Raw genomic sequence first — 15893 nt, 5'->3', positions numbered from 1 at the left:
AAATTTTAAAAATAGAAAATATGGATTTTTTGGAATTAGCAAAAACCAGGTATACTACTAAATTATACGATCCCACTAAAAAAGTATCTGAAGAGAATATTCAAAAATTAAAAGAAATCTTGAGGCTTAGTCCCTCTTCCATCGACAGCCAACCTTGGAAATTTTATTTTATATCAGATCCGTCACTTAAAGATCAATTAGCGGAAGCTTCTGAATTTAATTCACAAAAAATAAAAGATTGCAGCCATATTATAGTTTTTAGTGCCCTGGATAATGTCAAAAAATTTGAAGAGGAAATGCCAAACTATTTACCTGAAGGAAGCATGGTTTATTATAATCAAGTACTAAAACCGCAATCAGAATTTGAAATAAAATCTTGGTTTCAAAAACAAGTATATCTATCCTTAGGATTCTTTTTAAGTGCCTGTGCCGCCTTAGGTATTGACAGTACTCCTATGGAAGGAATTGAACCTAAAAAATATAATGAAATATTGAAACTCAACGATTATATAACCCTTTTTGCTGTAGCCATTGGATATAGAAATCCGGATGACAATAATCAACCTTCTAAAACTCCAAAATCCAGATTGGAAATGGACAAGATTATAAAATCAATATAATAATAGATTAAAAAGTTAAAAAAAATACTATTTAATGTTTAAATAGTATTTTTTTGTTTATATGCTTCAACGTATTTAATTCAAGATATTTTTTAAATAAATGATACTTGATCAAATACGTATATTAAAATTCCAATTTCATCATAAGATCCGTTTGCTTATCTTCTCCTAATACAAAAAAATGCGTATTAAAAACCTTGAGTCCATTTTTCTGATAAAATTTTATGGCTTTAGTGTTTTTCTCCCAAACTCCTAACCAAACATAGGTGCAATTTCTTTCTTTAGCTATGGCAATGGCTTGATTAAATAATTTTTGTCCAATAAATTGTTTTTGAAAATCCCTAAGAACATATATCCGTTCAATTTCCATTCCCTCATTTTCTTTAATTTCCGTTTGAGCTTTTCCAAAATTAATTTTAAAATAACCTACAGGATTCTGATCGATTTCGGCAAAATAAAATTCAGAATTGGAATCAGCTAACTCGGATTTCAATTGATCTGAATTTACATGTTCATCCAAATAACGATCCATATTTTCTTGAGTATTTGAACTTCCAAAAGTTTCAACAAACGTTTTATAACTTATATAAACCAGTGATTCTATATCTCTTTCACTTATTTTTCGTATCTCTAGCATTTTACCTGAATTCTTTTAAATTCAAAATTAAACTAAAATTACTATTCATACACGATCATATAGATTTTTTATCAATTGAAACAATTCCTTATAATAATTTCAAACTATGTGTAAGTAAAACCTATTCCTTACAATAAAAAATTACTAATTTCGTAATTGTATATATAAAGCAACACCATGGATTTGCAAGATCAGCTTAAGAAACTATTTCCGAATCATCAGTTTGAAGAACCTGAAGAATCATCTTCCACCCCTGAAAAAGAATTATTTATGCAGGATGAACCTATTATTTGTAAATATGAAAAAAAAGGGAGAAATGGAAAGCCCGTTACTATCTTGGAAAATTATAACGGAGCAGATGAAGATTTAAAACAACTTGCCAAAGAACTAAAATCCCAATTAGGTGTTGGTGGATCTGCCAAAGACGGAATTATTGTTATTCAGGGAAATTATCGAGATAAAATAATGGATATTTTAAAAGAAAAAGGATTTTCCGTAAAACGAGTGGGCGGATAAAATATAGATATCAAATTAAAAAAAATTAGCTTTACAAACTATGGCTTCTAAATTATCAAATTCAGAATTAGTATTAAATCCCGACGGGAGTATTTATCATTGCAATATCAAACCCGAAGAGCTGGCAGATACCATTATACTGGTTGGAGATCCGGGACGTGTACCTAAAGTGTCTCAATATTTCGATTCCGTTGAAGTTACGTCTCAAAAACGAGAAATTGTTACTCACACGGGAACAATTAACGGAAAAAGGCTTACTGTAATATCCACAGGTATGGGTACCGATAATATTGATATCGTTTTGAATGAGTTGGATGCTCTTGCCAATATTGACTTAGTTAATAAGAAAATTAAATCTACCCCTACCCGACTTACTTTTGTTCGATTAGGAACCTCAGGCTCTTTACAGTCCGATATTCCGGTAGATACGATGGTTGCCTCATCTAAAGGATTAGGATTTGACGGTTTAATGAGCTTTTACGCAAATACTGAAAATTTTTACACCAATGAAATTGCAGAAGCGTTTACATCGCAAACCAACTGGAATAAAAAAAGAGCAGCTCCTTATGTTGTAGACGGCTCTCAAGAATTACTGGACCTTATGTGTGAAAATTCAGCCGTCAGAGCCGGTATCACTGCAACCGCTATTGGTTTTTACGGTCCTCAGGGAAGAATTTTACGTTTGGACTTAGATGATGAAAAGATGAACGAAAAACTTAATCGATTTGAATATAAAAATCACAGAATTACCAATTTTGAAATGGAAACTTCAGCCATTTACGGTTTATCTCAATTGATGGGTCATCGTGCTTTATCATTAAATACTATTGTAGCTAACCGTTATACAGGTACTTTTAGTATAGATCCGTATTCCTCTATAGATAAAATGATACAATATGCTTTAGAAAAGCTTACAAGTTCTAATTAATTTTTTTAAATTAATTAGAACCCAAATCTATTTTCTTAATCATTGTATGGTTGAAAATATAATAACCCACTAAATTATGCTGTAAATTCTCCAGAGAAAATAGGCTAAAAATATAATTAATAAAATCCATTTATATTTAGGAAATCTATAACAGAAATACAGAACAAACAACCATACAGGAATCAGCTCAATAGATAATTCCATACCGGTAAACCACATAATGGGTAAAATTCCAACTAAGAATATCAAACAAATAATATTTCCCAGCGGAAACCATAAAGAAGGAAATTTAGTTTTAAACACTCCATCTTTATTTTTACTTCTTTTAAAATAAAAATGGGTTAAACTGATGATTATCCAATTGATGATTAGAGAAGAAACTACTAACGACATTAAATAATTGAGAGCTTCTTTCGGCATTACTTTATTTACAATAACACAAACAGCAGCAAATAAGGCGGAAACCAATATGGCCATTACCGGTACATGATTGGCATTCAGTTTCGATAAAAATTTAGGAGCATTTCCTTGTACGGACAAACCATATAACATCCTGCTGTTACTGTACACGCTGCTATTATAAACAGATAGGGCTGCAGTTAAAACCACCACATTCAGAACATTTGCAATGATGCTTGTAAAATAAAAAGTATGACCTAATAATGTAAAACTAAAACCGTTAAGGGTATCAAAAACGGTTACAAACGGACTGCTTCCTGTTGTTATTTCTCTCCACGGAGAAAGTGAAAATAAGATCAGTAAAGCTCCGGTATAAAAAATAAGGATTCTGTATATTACCTGATTCGTTGCTTTAGGGATAGTTACTTCAGGATTTTCTGCTTCAGAAGCAGTGATCCCGATCAGCTCCAACCCTCCGAAAGAAAACATAATGAAAGCCATTGCGGCAAGTAACCCTTGATAACCTCCTGTTCCATCTGAATTAAATAAGCCCTTAGGAAAAAAACCACCGTCATTCCATAAATTAGTTATGGATGCTTTAGGGCCTCCCGAACCGCTTATCAAAAGATAGCTTCCAAAAACAATCATAGCTATGATTGCAATAACTTTTATGATTGAAAACCAAAATTCTGCTTCTCCGTAAATCTTTACATTAGCCAGGTTAATTAAATTAATAACCACAAAAAAGAATAAACTCGATACCCATAATGGAATTTCCGGCCACCAAAAATGTACATACGTTCCTATGGCGGTTAATTCCGTCATGCTTACTAACGTGTATAACAACCAATAGTTCCAACCGGAAGCAAAACCTGCAAAAGGTCCCCAGTATTTGTTGGCAAAATGACTAAAACTTCCCGATACCGGTTCTTCAACCACCATTTCTCCCAATTGCCTCATAATCATAAATGCTATAAATCCGGCAATGGTATAACCTAAAATAACGGATGGTCCTGCCATGACAGCAGCCGGTCCGATTCCTAAAAATAATCCGGTACCAATGGAGCCGCCTAAAGCGATAAGTTGTATATGTCGATTAGATAATCCTCTTTTTAATTCTTTCTTTGTTCTATCAGACTTTAAATTCTTCAAAATTAATTCTTTACAGTTAGTAATTTAGTATTAGTATAACAAATTGTAATTATTTTTGCTCTATTTTCAAATAATACATAATTTCAGATAAAATTTATCTTATTTTATACGGAATTTAATAAATTTTACAAATATAATGAAATTCGAAAAATAACTGTTTTTTTAATGATATATATCTGTTAAAATCTTACATTTTCGATAAATCTATTCCTAAATTAACAATGATTTTTTACCAAATCACAACTAAAACTAAAGATTCAACACAAAAAAATGTTAATTATATACTTTGCTGTATAAAATAAACCAATTGATAAATTTTTTAACGCTTGAAACTATAAATTGATACTGCAATTGATCCATTCTGCATCAAATTTTGCATTATACTTTTTATAAAATTCTATCGCCGTTTCGTTCCATTCCAATACCTGCCATACCATCCCGTTTAATTGTTGATCTTTAGTTTCCTTAATTACAGCCTCAAAAAGTTGACTTCCTATTCCTTTTCCTCTCCAATCGGGGCATACATACAGATCTTCAAGATACAGGCGTTGTCCCTTCCATGTCGAATATCGCACATAGTATAAAGCAAAACCTATAATGGTTTTAGATTTCTCATCTTCAGCGACCAACGCCCACCAAACGGGATGATCTCCAAATCCGCTTTCTTCAAAATGGGATAGATTTACGGTAACTTCATTCGGTGCTTTTTCAAAATCGGCTAATTCTTGTACTAATTCCATTAATCTTTTACAATCTCCTTTAACTGCTTTTCTTATCATTGTGTTTATACTTAAAATTAAGTTTATAATAATTTTTAATTTAAACTATTAAAGATAAAAAATTAAGATGAATTTATCTTATTTCAGAAAAATAAAAATTGGATAGTATATAGTAAATTCAATTGTAAATGCTTTTATAATAATGGAAATAAAAATCATCTAATGCTAATAAGCCTTTTACCTTTGTTTCCCGTCATTTTGTCATAAGATTTTCATTGGTACTTTTTTTGACTTTTGAAAATTAATTTTCATTAATTAATCGTAAAAAACAAAAAAATATATGGCAAAAGGAAATATTAATGTATCGGTTGAAAATATTTTTCCACTGATTAAAAAGTTTTTATATAACGATCACGAAATATTTTTACGTGAGCTGGTATCTAATGCTACCGATGCTACATTAAAACTTAAACATTTATCGAATATTGGAGAAGCTAATGTTGAATACGGCAGTCCAATTATTGAAATTAAAATAAACAAAGAAGATAAAACCCTTCATATTATCGATCAAGGGATCGGTATGACAGAAGAAGAAGTACAAAAATATATTAATGAAGTAGCTTTTTCCGGAGCTGAAGACTTTATTTCTAAACACAAAGATGCTGAAAAAGAAGGTATTATAGGTCATTTCGGTTTAGGCTTCTATTCTGCTTTTATGGTTGCCGATAAAGTGGAAATCATAACTAAATCTTATACAGATGCTCCGGCCGTGCAATGGGTTTGCGACGGAAGTCCTCAATTCGATTTAGGTCCTGCGGATAAAAAAGATCGCGGTACTGAAATTATTTTACACATTGCCGAAGATTCTTCTGAATTTTTAGAAGAATACAAAATTCGCGAGCTGCTGTTAAAATACAATCGATTCATGCCTATTCCGATTAAATTCGGAACTAAGGAAGAAATGTTACCGCTACCTGAGGGTGCTGATAAAGATGCCAAACCAGAAAAAGTAATCGTTGATGATATCATCAATAATCCTAATCCGGCATGGACAAAGTCTCCTTCTGAATTGAAAGATGAGGATTACAAAGCATTTTACCATGAGCTGTATCCAATGCAATTTGATGAACCTTTATTTTACATTCATTTGAATGTAGATTATCCGTTTCATTTAACCGGAATTTTATTTTTTCCTAAATTAGCCAATAACCTGAATTTAGATAAAGACAAAATCCAATTATATCAAAATCAAGTTTTTGTTACCGATGAGGTTAAAGGCATCGTTCCCGATTTCTTAATGTTATTGAGAGGGGTTATTGATTCTCCCGATATTCCGTTAAACGTTTCTCGTTCTTATTTACAAGCTGACGGCGCTGTTAAGAAAATTTCTTCTTACATCACTAAAAAAGTGGCTGATAAGATGGTTTCTTTAATTAATGAAAACCGCGAGGATTTTGAAAAGAAATGGAATGATATTAAAATAGTTATAGAATACGGAATGATTTCCGAAGAAAAATTCTATGAAAAATCAGATAAATTCGCGCTTTATCCTACGGTAGATCATGTATATTATACGTTCGACGAGTTAAAAGATAAGATTAAAGATCATCAAACCGACAAAGATGGTAAATTAGTGATCTTATATGCTACCAATTTAGATGAGCAAGATCAATACATTCAAACGGCTAAACAAAAAGGCTATGAAGTTTTATTATTGGATTCTCCAATAGTTCCTCATTTAATTCAAAAATTGGAAACGTCTAAAGAAAATATTTCTTTTGTACGAGTAGATGCAGATCATATTAACAATCTTATCAAGAAAGACGAAAACACCGTATCTGTTTTAACCGATGAAGAAAAAGAAACTCTTAAAAAAGAAATTGAGGAAAATGTAGATTCTAAAACGTATACTATTTCGTTAGAAAATTTAAGTAAGGATGACGCTCCTTTTATTTTGACTCAGCCGGAATTTATGAGAAGAATGAAAGATATGCAACAAGTGGGCGGTGGAATGTACGGCATGATGGGTAATTTCCCTGAATCTTATAATCTTGTCGTTAATACCAATAATCCTATTGCTTCCGAGATCTTAAAGAAGGAAAATAAAGACGAAAAAGCTTCTATTATTAAACAAGCTTTAGATTTAGCTAAACTTTCTCAAAATATACTAAAAGGTAAAGATCTTACTGATTTTATTAAGAGAAGTTACGAAATGATAAAGTAAAAAATAATCTTTGATATATTAAAAGCCATTCTAATCAGAATGGCTTTTTTTAATTTTATTTTAATAAAACTTGTTTTAGTTATCTAATCCTCTATTTTAACCGTTTCTTTATTTTTTCCGGATGACTAAAATTAAGTGATAGATACTGTTTAATTCAAAAATAACTTTCTTTTTAGCTTATTTAACTAACGATTTAATAAGATCTGTAGAAAGATTGGAATTTTTTACTTCATATTCTTCTGCTACTTGAAAAAATCCATTAACAATTTGACTAGTTGCGTACTTTGCAATCGAATTAGCTCCGTTTTCAGTTGTTGAAGCAGGGTTTCCCGTAATCATGGCTAAGGCATTTTGAATTGTTTTGTTGTTTAACGCAGAATTAACCAATGCGGTTACTCCACTGCTGTTTAATTCATTTTCAACCTCGGGTTGTATTGCTTCAAAAAGTTTCGCTTCCGTTTTCTTTTTCAAAAATTGAGTGGCTGCTCCCTTTCCTCCTGCAATAATTTTAGCAGCTTCTAAAGGCGTGATGTCTTTAATTGCAGTATTAATGATAGGCTTAAATAAATTAACCGAAGATTGAGCTGCTTTTCCTATGTTTTGCTTTTCACTTTCAACGATACTGGATAAGCCTAAGGTTTCGAGTTTCGTATTAATATCCTTAAGTTCATCGGGTAAGGCTTCTTCCATTTTTGTATTGATCAGAAATGATCCTGTATCTTTTAGTACGGAAAAACTTTCATTGGTACTTGCAGTTAAAATTTTTTTTACGGCATGTAAGGCGGCTAAATGATTGGTTGATCTTTTTTGACAGGTACATAGTTGAAAACTCAATATAAAAATAAAAAGCAATCCAATTTTAGAATAAAATGTATAATTCATAAATTTTTATAATTAAAAATAACAAGCAAAAATACTATTATCTTTTAATTATAGTAACGATTTTATCCGATTAACTTTTTTATCGAGTTTTTACAAGTTTAGAAAATCTTATTTATCTGTTTTAAAATAATTTACAATTATTGAAGTTCTTTTATCACCAATAAGCTTTTGAATTTCATCTTCGCTAGCCTGTCTTATGGCTGATACGGATTTAAAGTGATTTAAGAGTATCTCAATGGTTTTTTTTCCAATTCCGGGTATTGTTTCCAGTTCAGTCGTGAATGTTTTTTTACTTCTTTTATTTCTGTGTCTGGTTATTCCGTATCTGTGCGCTTCATCCCGAACTTTTTGCAGCACTTTTAGAGTTTCTGAAGTTTTATCCAAATATAAGGGGATGGAATCATGGGGAAAATAGAGTTCTTCCAACCGTTTGGCGATTCCGATAATAGGTATTTTTCCCGCCAATCCCAGTAATTCCAATGATTTATAGGCAGAGCTTAACTGACCTTTTCCTCCGTCAATTAGTATAAGTTGAGGTAATTCGTTATTTTCTTCTAATTGCCTTTTGTATCTGCGATATATTACCTCCTCCATAGTAGCAAAGTCATTAGGTCCTTCTACTGTTTTAACATTAAAAATACGATACTCTTTTTTACTCGGTCTGCCGTTGCGGAAGACAACACAGGCAGAAACCGGATTGGTTCCTTGTATATTGGAATTATCAAAACCTTCAATTAATCGTGGTTCTTCCGGTAAATGTAAAAGCGTTTTCATTTCAGCCATAATTCGGTTAGAATGTCGTTCGGGATCTACAATTTTAACCTGTTTTAGCATTTCTAACCTATACTCTTTGGCATTTCTTTCAGATAAATCTAATATTTTCTTTTTATCCCCTATTTTAGGAATATATAATTTTACATCCGGTATTTTTATATCTACAGGAAAAGGAATATAAATGATTTTAGATACTGAATTGAATTTTTCTCGTATTTCAATTATACTTTTTTGTAATATTTCTTCATCGGATTCATCCAACTGTTTTTTTATTTCAGTTGTATAGGATTGAATGATTCTACCTTTTACAATTTTAAAATAATTAACATAAGCAGCCGATTCATCGGAAGTAATACCGAATACATCCACATTGGATATAGTGGGTGAAATAACAGTTGATTTCGCTTGATATTTTTCTAAAATATCTAATTTTTCTTTTATTTGCTGTGCTTTTTCGTATTCCATTTTATCAGAATACTGCATCATTTTTTTTCGTAAGGATGCTAAAGGCTCGGATATATTACCTTTGATAATATCCCGTATTTCTTTGATATTTTCTAAATAATCTTCAAGCGTTTGATATTCCTCACAGGGACCTAAACAATTATGGATATGATATTCCAGACAAACAGAAAATTTATGCGATTCTATTTTTTCTTGAGTTAAATCTAAATTACAACTTCGTAAGGGATAGATACTTTTTATTAACTCTAACAGTGCTTTGGCAACTACTACGGAACTATAGGGTCCATAGTATTCAGAACCGTCTTTTATTAGTTTTCTGGTTAAAAAAACTCTTGGAAAGGGTTCATTTTTAATGCATATGCAAGGATAGGTTTTATCATCCTTTAAACGAATATTATATCGCGGCTGAAATTCTTTAATCAGATTATTTTCCAACAATAAGGCATCGTATTCAGTATCAACAATCGTAATTTTTAAATTTTTAATTTTTGAAACTAAAACTTTAGTTTTACCTACATGTTCTTTGTTGAAATAGGATGAAACCCTTTTTTTTAAGTTTTTAGCTTTTCCAACATATAAAATTTTCTGGTTTTCATCAAAAAACTGATAAATTCCCGGTTTTTTAGGTAATGTTTTTAACTGAAGTTCTAATGACATATCTGTTACTGAAATTTCCTATACAAAAATACGTATAACTAAATTAATTAAAGATTCAAAAATAGAGACAAACTAAGATTCTTATCTTAGTTGCAGCTATTGAATGGCAAGGTTGGAAAATTTAAAATAGGTCTAAAAGGAAGATTTATTCTATTTTTACTACATCTTTTATATCACTGAATTTTAGTCAATTCTGTGATCATATTAAAAATTGTATTTATCCATCCACAAATTTTTAAGATAATCTCTGAGTTTGTTTTCTCTCGGATTATTACCGGGTTGATAAAAACTTTGATGAGAAGCTTGATCGGGTAAAAATTCCTGATATACAAAATTTCCCGGATAGTCATGGGCATATTTATATCCTGAACCGTAATTCAGCTCTTTCATTAATTGAGTGGGTGCATTTCTTATTGGTAAAGGAACGGGCAAATTTCCTGTTTCTTTAACGTATGCTAAGGCTGAATTTATTGCTAAATAGGAAGCATTTGATTTAGGAGAGGTTGCTAAATAAATGGCACACTGACTTAATAAAATTCTTGCTTCGGGATTTCCAATGACATTTACCGCTTGAAAGGTATTATTTGCTAATATTAAAGCTGTAGGATTGGCCATACCTATATCTTCTGAAGCGGAAATAACCATCCTTCGAGCTATAAATTTAATGTCTTCTCCCCCATCCAGCATTCGGGCTAACCAATATACGGCTGCATTGGGATCTGAACCTCGAATCGACTTTATAAAGGCGGAAATGATATCGTAATGTTGTTCTCCTCCTTTATCATACAAAGCCATATTTTGTTGAATGACTTTTTTTATTTCTTCATTATTGATATGGATTTCCTCCTGATCACTGAATTGTTGTACAACTAAATCCAAGCTGTTTAACAGTTTTCTGGCATCGCCTCCTGAATATTGCAATAAGGCCTCTTCTTCATCTATGATTATTTTCTTTTGGGACAAAATTTCATCTTCTGTTATAGCTCTGTGCAATAAATTGGACAACGCTTTTTTGTCTAAGTGATAAAGGGTATATACCTGACACCTGGATAATAGTGCTGATACAACTTCAAAACTGGGATTTTCCGTGGTTGCTCCGATTAATACGACCCATCCTTTCTCAACGGCTTGTAATAAACTGTCTTGCTGCGACTTATTGAATCGGTGGATTTCATCAATAAACAAAATAGGACTTTTTCCGGTAAATAAATTTTGATTTTTAGCCTTTTCTATTACTTCTCTTACTTCTTTAACTCCGGAGCTTACCGCACTAAGTGTATAATAGTCTCTTTGAGATTCATGGGCTATTATTTCTGCGAGAGTTGTTTTTCCTGTTCCCGGAGGACCCCAAAAAATCATGGAAGCCAGATTTCCACTTTCCACCATTCGTTTAATGGGACCGTCTTTTCCTATTAAATGATTTTGATATTGATAGTCCTCAAGGGTTTTCGGACGCATTCTTTCTGCTAAAGGTGACTGGATCATCCTCTTATTTATTAATACTGTTTCTAAATGTAATTATTTATTTTCAAATTATATGGATAAAAGGCAATAAATTTTCACATTTTCAAGTATATATATGCTTTATAGTTTTGAAATTAAAACTTTTAAAAATATCCTACTTTATTAAAAATAGAGTTACCTAAAGTTTCTGTAGTTTTACCATATAATTTTTCGTAAACTAATATTATATTGAATAGATATCCTTATTAGTTATTTTTGTAAAGCGTTTTGCCGTCTTTTTCTAATTCATACGTATCATTAATTTTTTTTACTACCCAATTTCCATTTTTCCATTCAGTATCATTTATCTTTTGTGCTATCACTGAACCGGGTATCTCTGATGAAAATATTTCTATACGATCTTTATCTACAAGTATATAAGCTGCTTGAGTAGAGGTTGTAGAAACAGGTTTTAATTTAATTCCTACACTAAACGGTTGAATGCAATCTCTTTTAATTTGCGACCATTGAGAACCGGTAGATCTTTTACACCCGTGTTCGTCTGCATCATTTCCTACAATGACCGAATGGGTGTTATTTTTAGATGAACAGGCAAGTAAACTTAAAGTAGTTCCTAAAATTAAAAAAAATTGTTTCATTATTAAAGTTTTTAGATTATTAATGGTTTAAGTTCAGCAATGAATCCAAATATTCCCTGTCATTAGCTAAACGGGGTATTTTATTTTGACCACCCAATTTACCTCTTTGCTTCATCCAGTCATAGAAAAGATGAGGTCTTGCTGAATGTACTTTGGGCATTGTTAATGTCATATTATTATATCTTTTGGCTTCGTAATCGGAATTTAATTTCTGCAATTCATTATCTAAAATTTCCGTAAATTTTTCCAGAGAATTCGGTTGTCGTGCAAATTCTATAATCCACTCATGCGAACCTTTTTCTTTTCCTTTCATAAATATCGGCCCGGCCGTATATTCGGATATTATCGCTTGGGTTTCTTTTTCCGCCTCTTTTAAGGCTTTTTCAGCATTTTCAACCATCAATTCTTCACCAAATGCATTAATATAAAATTTGGTTCTTCCCGTAACTCTTATTCGATACGGATTTTTAGAAACAAACTTTACCGTATCTCCTATAATGTATCTCCACAATCCGCCATTAGTTGTTATAACCAATGCATAATTGGTGTCTAACTTTACATCTTCAATGGATATAACTGTCGGATTATCCGAATAAAACTCATCCATAGGTATAAACTCATAAAATATACCATAATCGAGCATTAAGAGCATATCTTTACTTTCATTGGTATCTTGCATGGCAAAATACCCTTCGGAAGCATTATAAATTTCATAATAATTAATCGGTTTGGAAAATATGGATGCATACTGCTCAACATAAGGAGTAAAACTTATTCCCCCATGAAAGAAACATTCAACATTCGGCCATACTTCATCAATGTATTTTTTATCTGTAGCTTCCAAAACTTTTCGTAATAATACCATCATCCAGGAGGGAACTCCGGTAAAACTTCCCACATCTTGCGTAATGACTTGTTCCACAATTGCCGGTAATTTGATTTCCCAATCTTTTAAAAGAGAAACTTCTTTATTTGGAGTGCTTTTCCATTCTGCCCAAAAGGGTAGATTATCTATTAAAACGGCAGATAAATCTCCATATTTCGAATCGAAACCGGCGTAATTTTCTCGGGTTCCTCCCAACCTTAAATTTTTACATTGAAAAATCTTTGTATTTGGATTATGGAAAGCATACATTGAAAATAAATCTTTTCCTGCCTTATAATGACATTCTTGCAAGCTATCTTCTGTAATTGGAATAAATTTACTTTTAGCATTGGTTGTACCGGATGATTTGGCAAACCATTGAATTATTCCGGGCCATATAACATTTTTTTCGCCTTTTCTTGCTCTCGTTATATAAGGTTCGAAATCTTCATAATGTACTAATGGAACTTGATTTTTGAAATCCTTATATGAAGTTATTTGATTAAACTTATATTTTTTCCCGTATTCGGTATCTTTTGCCTTATATAAAAGAGCTGTTAATACGGCATTTTGGGTATCTTCAGGATTATTAATGAACACTTCCATTTGCTTAACCCTTTTCTTTACATACCACTGGATAAAGGTATTTACAATTCCTGATACCATTTCTTTACTAATTTTAGGATATAAAAGTACATATATTACTAAATCTAGCCAAAAATTAACTAATTTTTGAAATAATTAACATACCTTAATTTCATAAGAATTATATTATTCTTAACTTTACATTTCGAGATTTAGGCTTATCTTATTCTAAATTTCGATAAAAAAAATTATATATGAATTTTTCGCAAATCATACTTGATAATAAAGTATTATCTTCTAAAGTAGCCTTAAATTTTAAAGAAAATCATGAATGGAAATCGTATACTTGGTTAGAGTTTACAAATTTAGTTAAACAGACAGCCAATGCTCTAAAGTCTTTAGGAGCTAAATCTGATGACAAGATTGCCATATATGCTGATAATATGCCGCAATGGATGATTTTAGATTTAGCGATTCTTACTATTGGTGCTGTTACTGTACCGATTTTTGCTACTCTAACTTCTGAACAAGCTGAATACATCATAGATGATGCTAATGTAAAAATTATTCTTGCCGGAAATGAAAAACAATATACGAATTGTTTAAAGATCTATTCTAAAGGAACTTCTCTTGAACATATTTTAGTTGCTAAGAATTTTATTGAATTACAAAGTAAATATTCCTATCATTTTTATGATTTGATTAAAGATCAGTCAACAGACTGTGAAGTGGTTTCTAAAGATAAAGATGATATAGCTTCTATAATATATACTTCCGGAACAACCGGAGAACCCAAAGGCGTAATGCTTTCTCACGGAAATTTTATCGAAGCTTGTAAAGCTCATGAAAGTTTCTTTGGTTTTACTCCTAAAAATGAAAATTCATTAGTGTTTTTACCATTAAGTCATGTATTCGAAAAATGTTGGAGTTCTTTTGTACTTTCAAGTGGTGGACAGCTGAGCTTTTGTGAAAATCCTAGAGAAATATCACAATTTCTTTTAGAAGTGAAACCAACAACCATGTGTTCGGTTCCTCGCCTTTTCCAAAAGATTTATATTTCTGTTAATGAAAAAATCCAAAGCAGTCCCAAATTTTTAAAGAAATTATTTACATCCTCTTTGAAAATTGGTCAAAAATACTCCAATCTAAAAAGAAACGACAAAAAAATCCCTTGGTTTTTAGCCCTTAAGTATAAAATCGTTGATACACTGTTTTTCAAAAAAGTTAAGAAACAATTGGGAGGTAATCTTAGATTTATTCCTGTGGGAGGAGCTTCGATTAGTCCTGAAATAACAGAATTTTTGGATTGTATTGGAATTCATTTATGCGTGGGATATGGCTTAACTGAAACTACTGCGACTGTAGCAGCATTTCCTCTGAAAAACTATGAGTATAATTCTGTTGGTAAACCCATGACAGGAGTACAAATACGTATAGGCGATGAGAATGAAATTTTAATTAAAGGATACGGGGTTTTTAAAGGTTATTATAAGAAGGAAAAAGAGACTAAAGATGCTTTTACTGCCGATGGATGGTTCAAAACCGGTGATGCAGGAAAATTTGACGAAAACGGTAATTTAGTCATTATTGATCGCATTAAAGATTTAATGAAAACGTCTAACGGTAAATATATTTGTCCGCAGCCGATTGAAAATCTTTTAACCAATGATAATTATATTGAGAAAGCTGTGGTTGTGGGTGATAATAAACCATATGTAACTGCCTTATTAGTACCTAATTTTGAAGCGTTGAAACATTTTGCAGAAAATTTAAATATTCATTTTAATTCTTTTGAGGAGCTTATATCTCATCAAAAAATAAAAGATTTGTTCACTGCGAGAATTAATCATATTCAGCAACATTTAGCAGGATTTGAAAAAATTAAAAAATTTCAATTGCTTCCTATGGATTTTAACATGGATTCAGGTGAGATCACTCCTACTTTAAAAGTTAGACGTAAAATTGTATTGGAAAAATTTAAATTTCTAATCGATGATATGTATAGTTAATAGTAAATAAATTCTTATTATTATAAAAAAACAACTAAGATAATCTTAGTTGTTTTTTATTTTATAATTAGTATAATAAGAAACAGAGTATTGATCCAATTAGAGTTTTATATCTATATTATTAATTGCTTATTGAAATATAAATTTAAACGTTCATCCCGATAAAATTTAATTTTAATAAAGATTATATTATAGTTGGTTCAATCTAAAAATATTTCTATATTTGCGCTCTACTAAACAGAGAGGTGCTCGAGTGGTTGAAGAGGCTACCCTGGAAAGGTAGTATACGGGTAACCGTATCGTGGGTTCGAATCCCATCCTCTCTGCTAATAAACCCGCTATTTAAGCGGGTTTTCTTG

The 15893-nt window shown here is 31.3% G+C and carries 13 protein-coding genes and 1 tRNA gene; 6 read left to right on the top strand and 8 right to left on the bottom strand.

Annotated features, from left to right (window positions below):
- Nucleotides 1-20 precede the first annotated feature (20 nt).
- Nucleotides 21-620: a nitroreductase family protein gene (locus J3U20_RS01440; protein ID WP_160542088.1), complete on the top strand. Its 600-nt coding sequence runs from the start codon at nucleotides 21-23 to the stop codon at nucleotides 618-620.
- Between the two features lie 124 nt (nucleotides 621-744).
- Here the strand turns inward: J3U20_RS01440 and J3U20_RS01435 are convergent, their stop codons facing one another.
- The gene (locus J3U20_RS01435) at nucleotides 745-1257 is read right to left on the bottom strand and encodes a GNAT family N-acetyltransferase (protein ID WP_160542087.1); all 513 of its coding nucleotides are present in this window, start codon (nucleotides 1255-1257) and stop codon (nucleotides 745-747) included.
- A gap of 177 nt (nucleotides 1258-1434) precedes the next feature.
- Here J3U20_RS01435 and J3U20_RS01430 point away from each other — a divergent pair, with 177 nt between their 5' ends.
- Nucleotides 1435-1773 (top strand): translation initiation factor, encoded by a 339-nt coding sequence (locus tag J3U20_RS01430; protein ID WP_160542086.1) that lies wholly within the window; start codon nucleotides 1435-1437, stop codon nucleotides 1771-1773.
- A 40-nt stretch (nucleotides 1774-1813) separates the two neighbouring features.
- Nucleotides 1814-2701: a nucleoside phosphorylase gene (locus J3U20_RS01425; RefSeq protein WP_160542085.1), complete on the top strand. Its 888-nt coding sequence runs from the start codon at nucleotides 1814-1816 to the stop codon at nucleotides 2699-2701.
- Between the two features lie 69 nt (nucleotides 2702-2770).
- Here the strand turns inward: J3U20_RS01425 and J3U20_RS01420 are convergent, their stop codons facing one another.
- Both J3U20_RS01420 and J3U20_RS01415 read right to left on the bottom strand, forming a co-directional pair.
- Entirely contained in the window at nucleotides 2771-4252 is a 1482-nt protein-coding gene (locus J3U20_RS01420) for an amino acid permease (RefSeq protein ID WP_160542084.1), read from the bottom strand.
- A gap of 332 nt (nucleotides 4253-4584) precedes the next feature.
- A complete protein-coding gene (locus J3U20_RS01415; protein WP_160542083.1) occupies nucleotides 4585-5031 on the bottom strand; it encodes a GNAT family N-acetyltransferase in 447 nt (148 codons plus the stop codon).
- 280 nt (nucleotides 5032-5311) lie between these two features.
- On the opposite strand from J3U20_RS01415, the gene htpG reads away from it, so the two are divergent.
- Complete coding sequence (htpG, locus tag J3U20_RS01410) at nucleotides 5312-7195, top strand: molecular chaperone HtpG (RefSeq protein ID WP_160542082.1); 1884 nt, start codon at nucleotides 5312-5314, stop codon at nucleotides 7193-7195.
- A gap of 177 nt (nucleotides 7196-7372) precedes the next feature.
- Here htpG and J3U20_RS01405 read toward each other — a convergent pair whose 3' ends face one another.
- From J3U20_RS01405 to J3U20_RS01385, 5 genes are all read right to left on the bottom strand, one after another.
- Nucleotides 7373-8077 carry a DUF4197 family protein gene (locus tag J3U20_RS01405; RefSeq protein ID WP_160542081.1) on the bottom strand — a complete coding sequence of 235 codons (705 nt, stop codon included), beginning with the start codon at nucleotides 8075-8077 and terminating at the stop codon, nucleotides 7373-7375.
- Between the two features lie 108 nt (nucleotides 8078-8185).
- Nucleotides 8186-9973: an excinuclease ABC subunit UvrC gene (gene uvrC / locus J3U20_RS01400; RefSeq protein WP_160542080.1), complete on the bottom strand. Its 1788-nt coding sequence runs from the start codon at nucleotides 9971-9973 to the stop codon at nucleotides 8186-8188.
- 204 nt (nucleotides 9974-10177) lie between these two features.
- Complete coding sequence (locus J3U20_RS01395) at nucleotides 10178-11455, bottom strand: replication-associated recombination protein A (RefSeq protein WP_185149850.1); 1278 nt, start codon at nucleotides 11453-11455, stop codon at nucleotides 10178-10180.
- A gap of 227 nt (nucleotides 11456-11682) precedes the next feature.
- The gene (locus J3U20_RS01390) at nucleotides 11683-12075 is read right to left on the bottom strand and encodes a hypothetical protein (protein WP_160542078.1); all 393 of its coding nucleotides are present in this window, start codon (nucleotides 12073-12075) and stop codon (nucleotides 11683-11685) included.
- Between the two features lie 19 nt (nucleotides 12076-12094).
- Nucleotides 12095-13606: a GH3 auxin-responsive promoter family protein gene (locus J3U20_RS01385; RefSeq protein ID WP_160542077.1), complete on the bottom strand. Its 1512-nt coding sequence runs from the start codon at nucleotides 13604-13606 to the stop codon at nucleotides 12095-12097.
- Between the two features lie 173 nt (nucleotides 13607-13779).
- Here J3U20_RS01385 and J3U20_RS01380 point away from each other — a divergent pair, with 173 nt between their 5' ends.
- Entirely contained in the window at nucleotides 13780-15534 is a 1755-nt protein-coding gene (locus J3U20_RS01380) for an AMP-dependent synthetase/ligase (protein WP_160542076.1), read from the top strand.
- 239 nt (nucleotides 15535-15773) lie between these two features.
- Nucleotides 15774-15860: transfer RNA gene (locus J3U20_RS01375), tRNA-Ser, on the top strand.
- The last annotated feature ends 33 nt before the right edge of the window (nucleotides 15861-15893 follow it).

Origin of the sequence: Apibacter sp. B3919, from assembly GCF_026537405.1 — a bacterium.
Lineage (GTDB): Bacteria > Bacteroidota > Bacteroidia > Flavobacteriales > Weeksellaceae > Apibacter.
The sequence above is the reverse complement of the archived record's forward strand: the minus strand, read 5'-3'. Positions and strand labels throughout refer to the sequence as shown.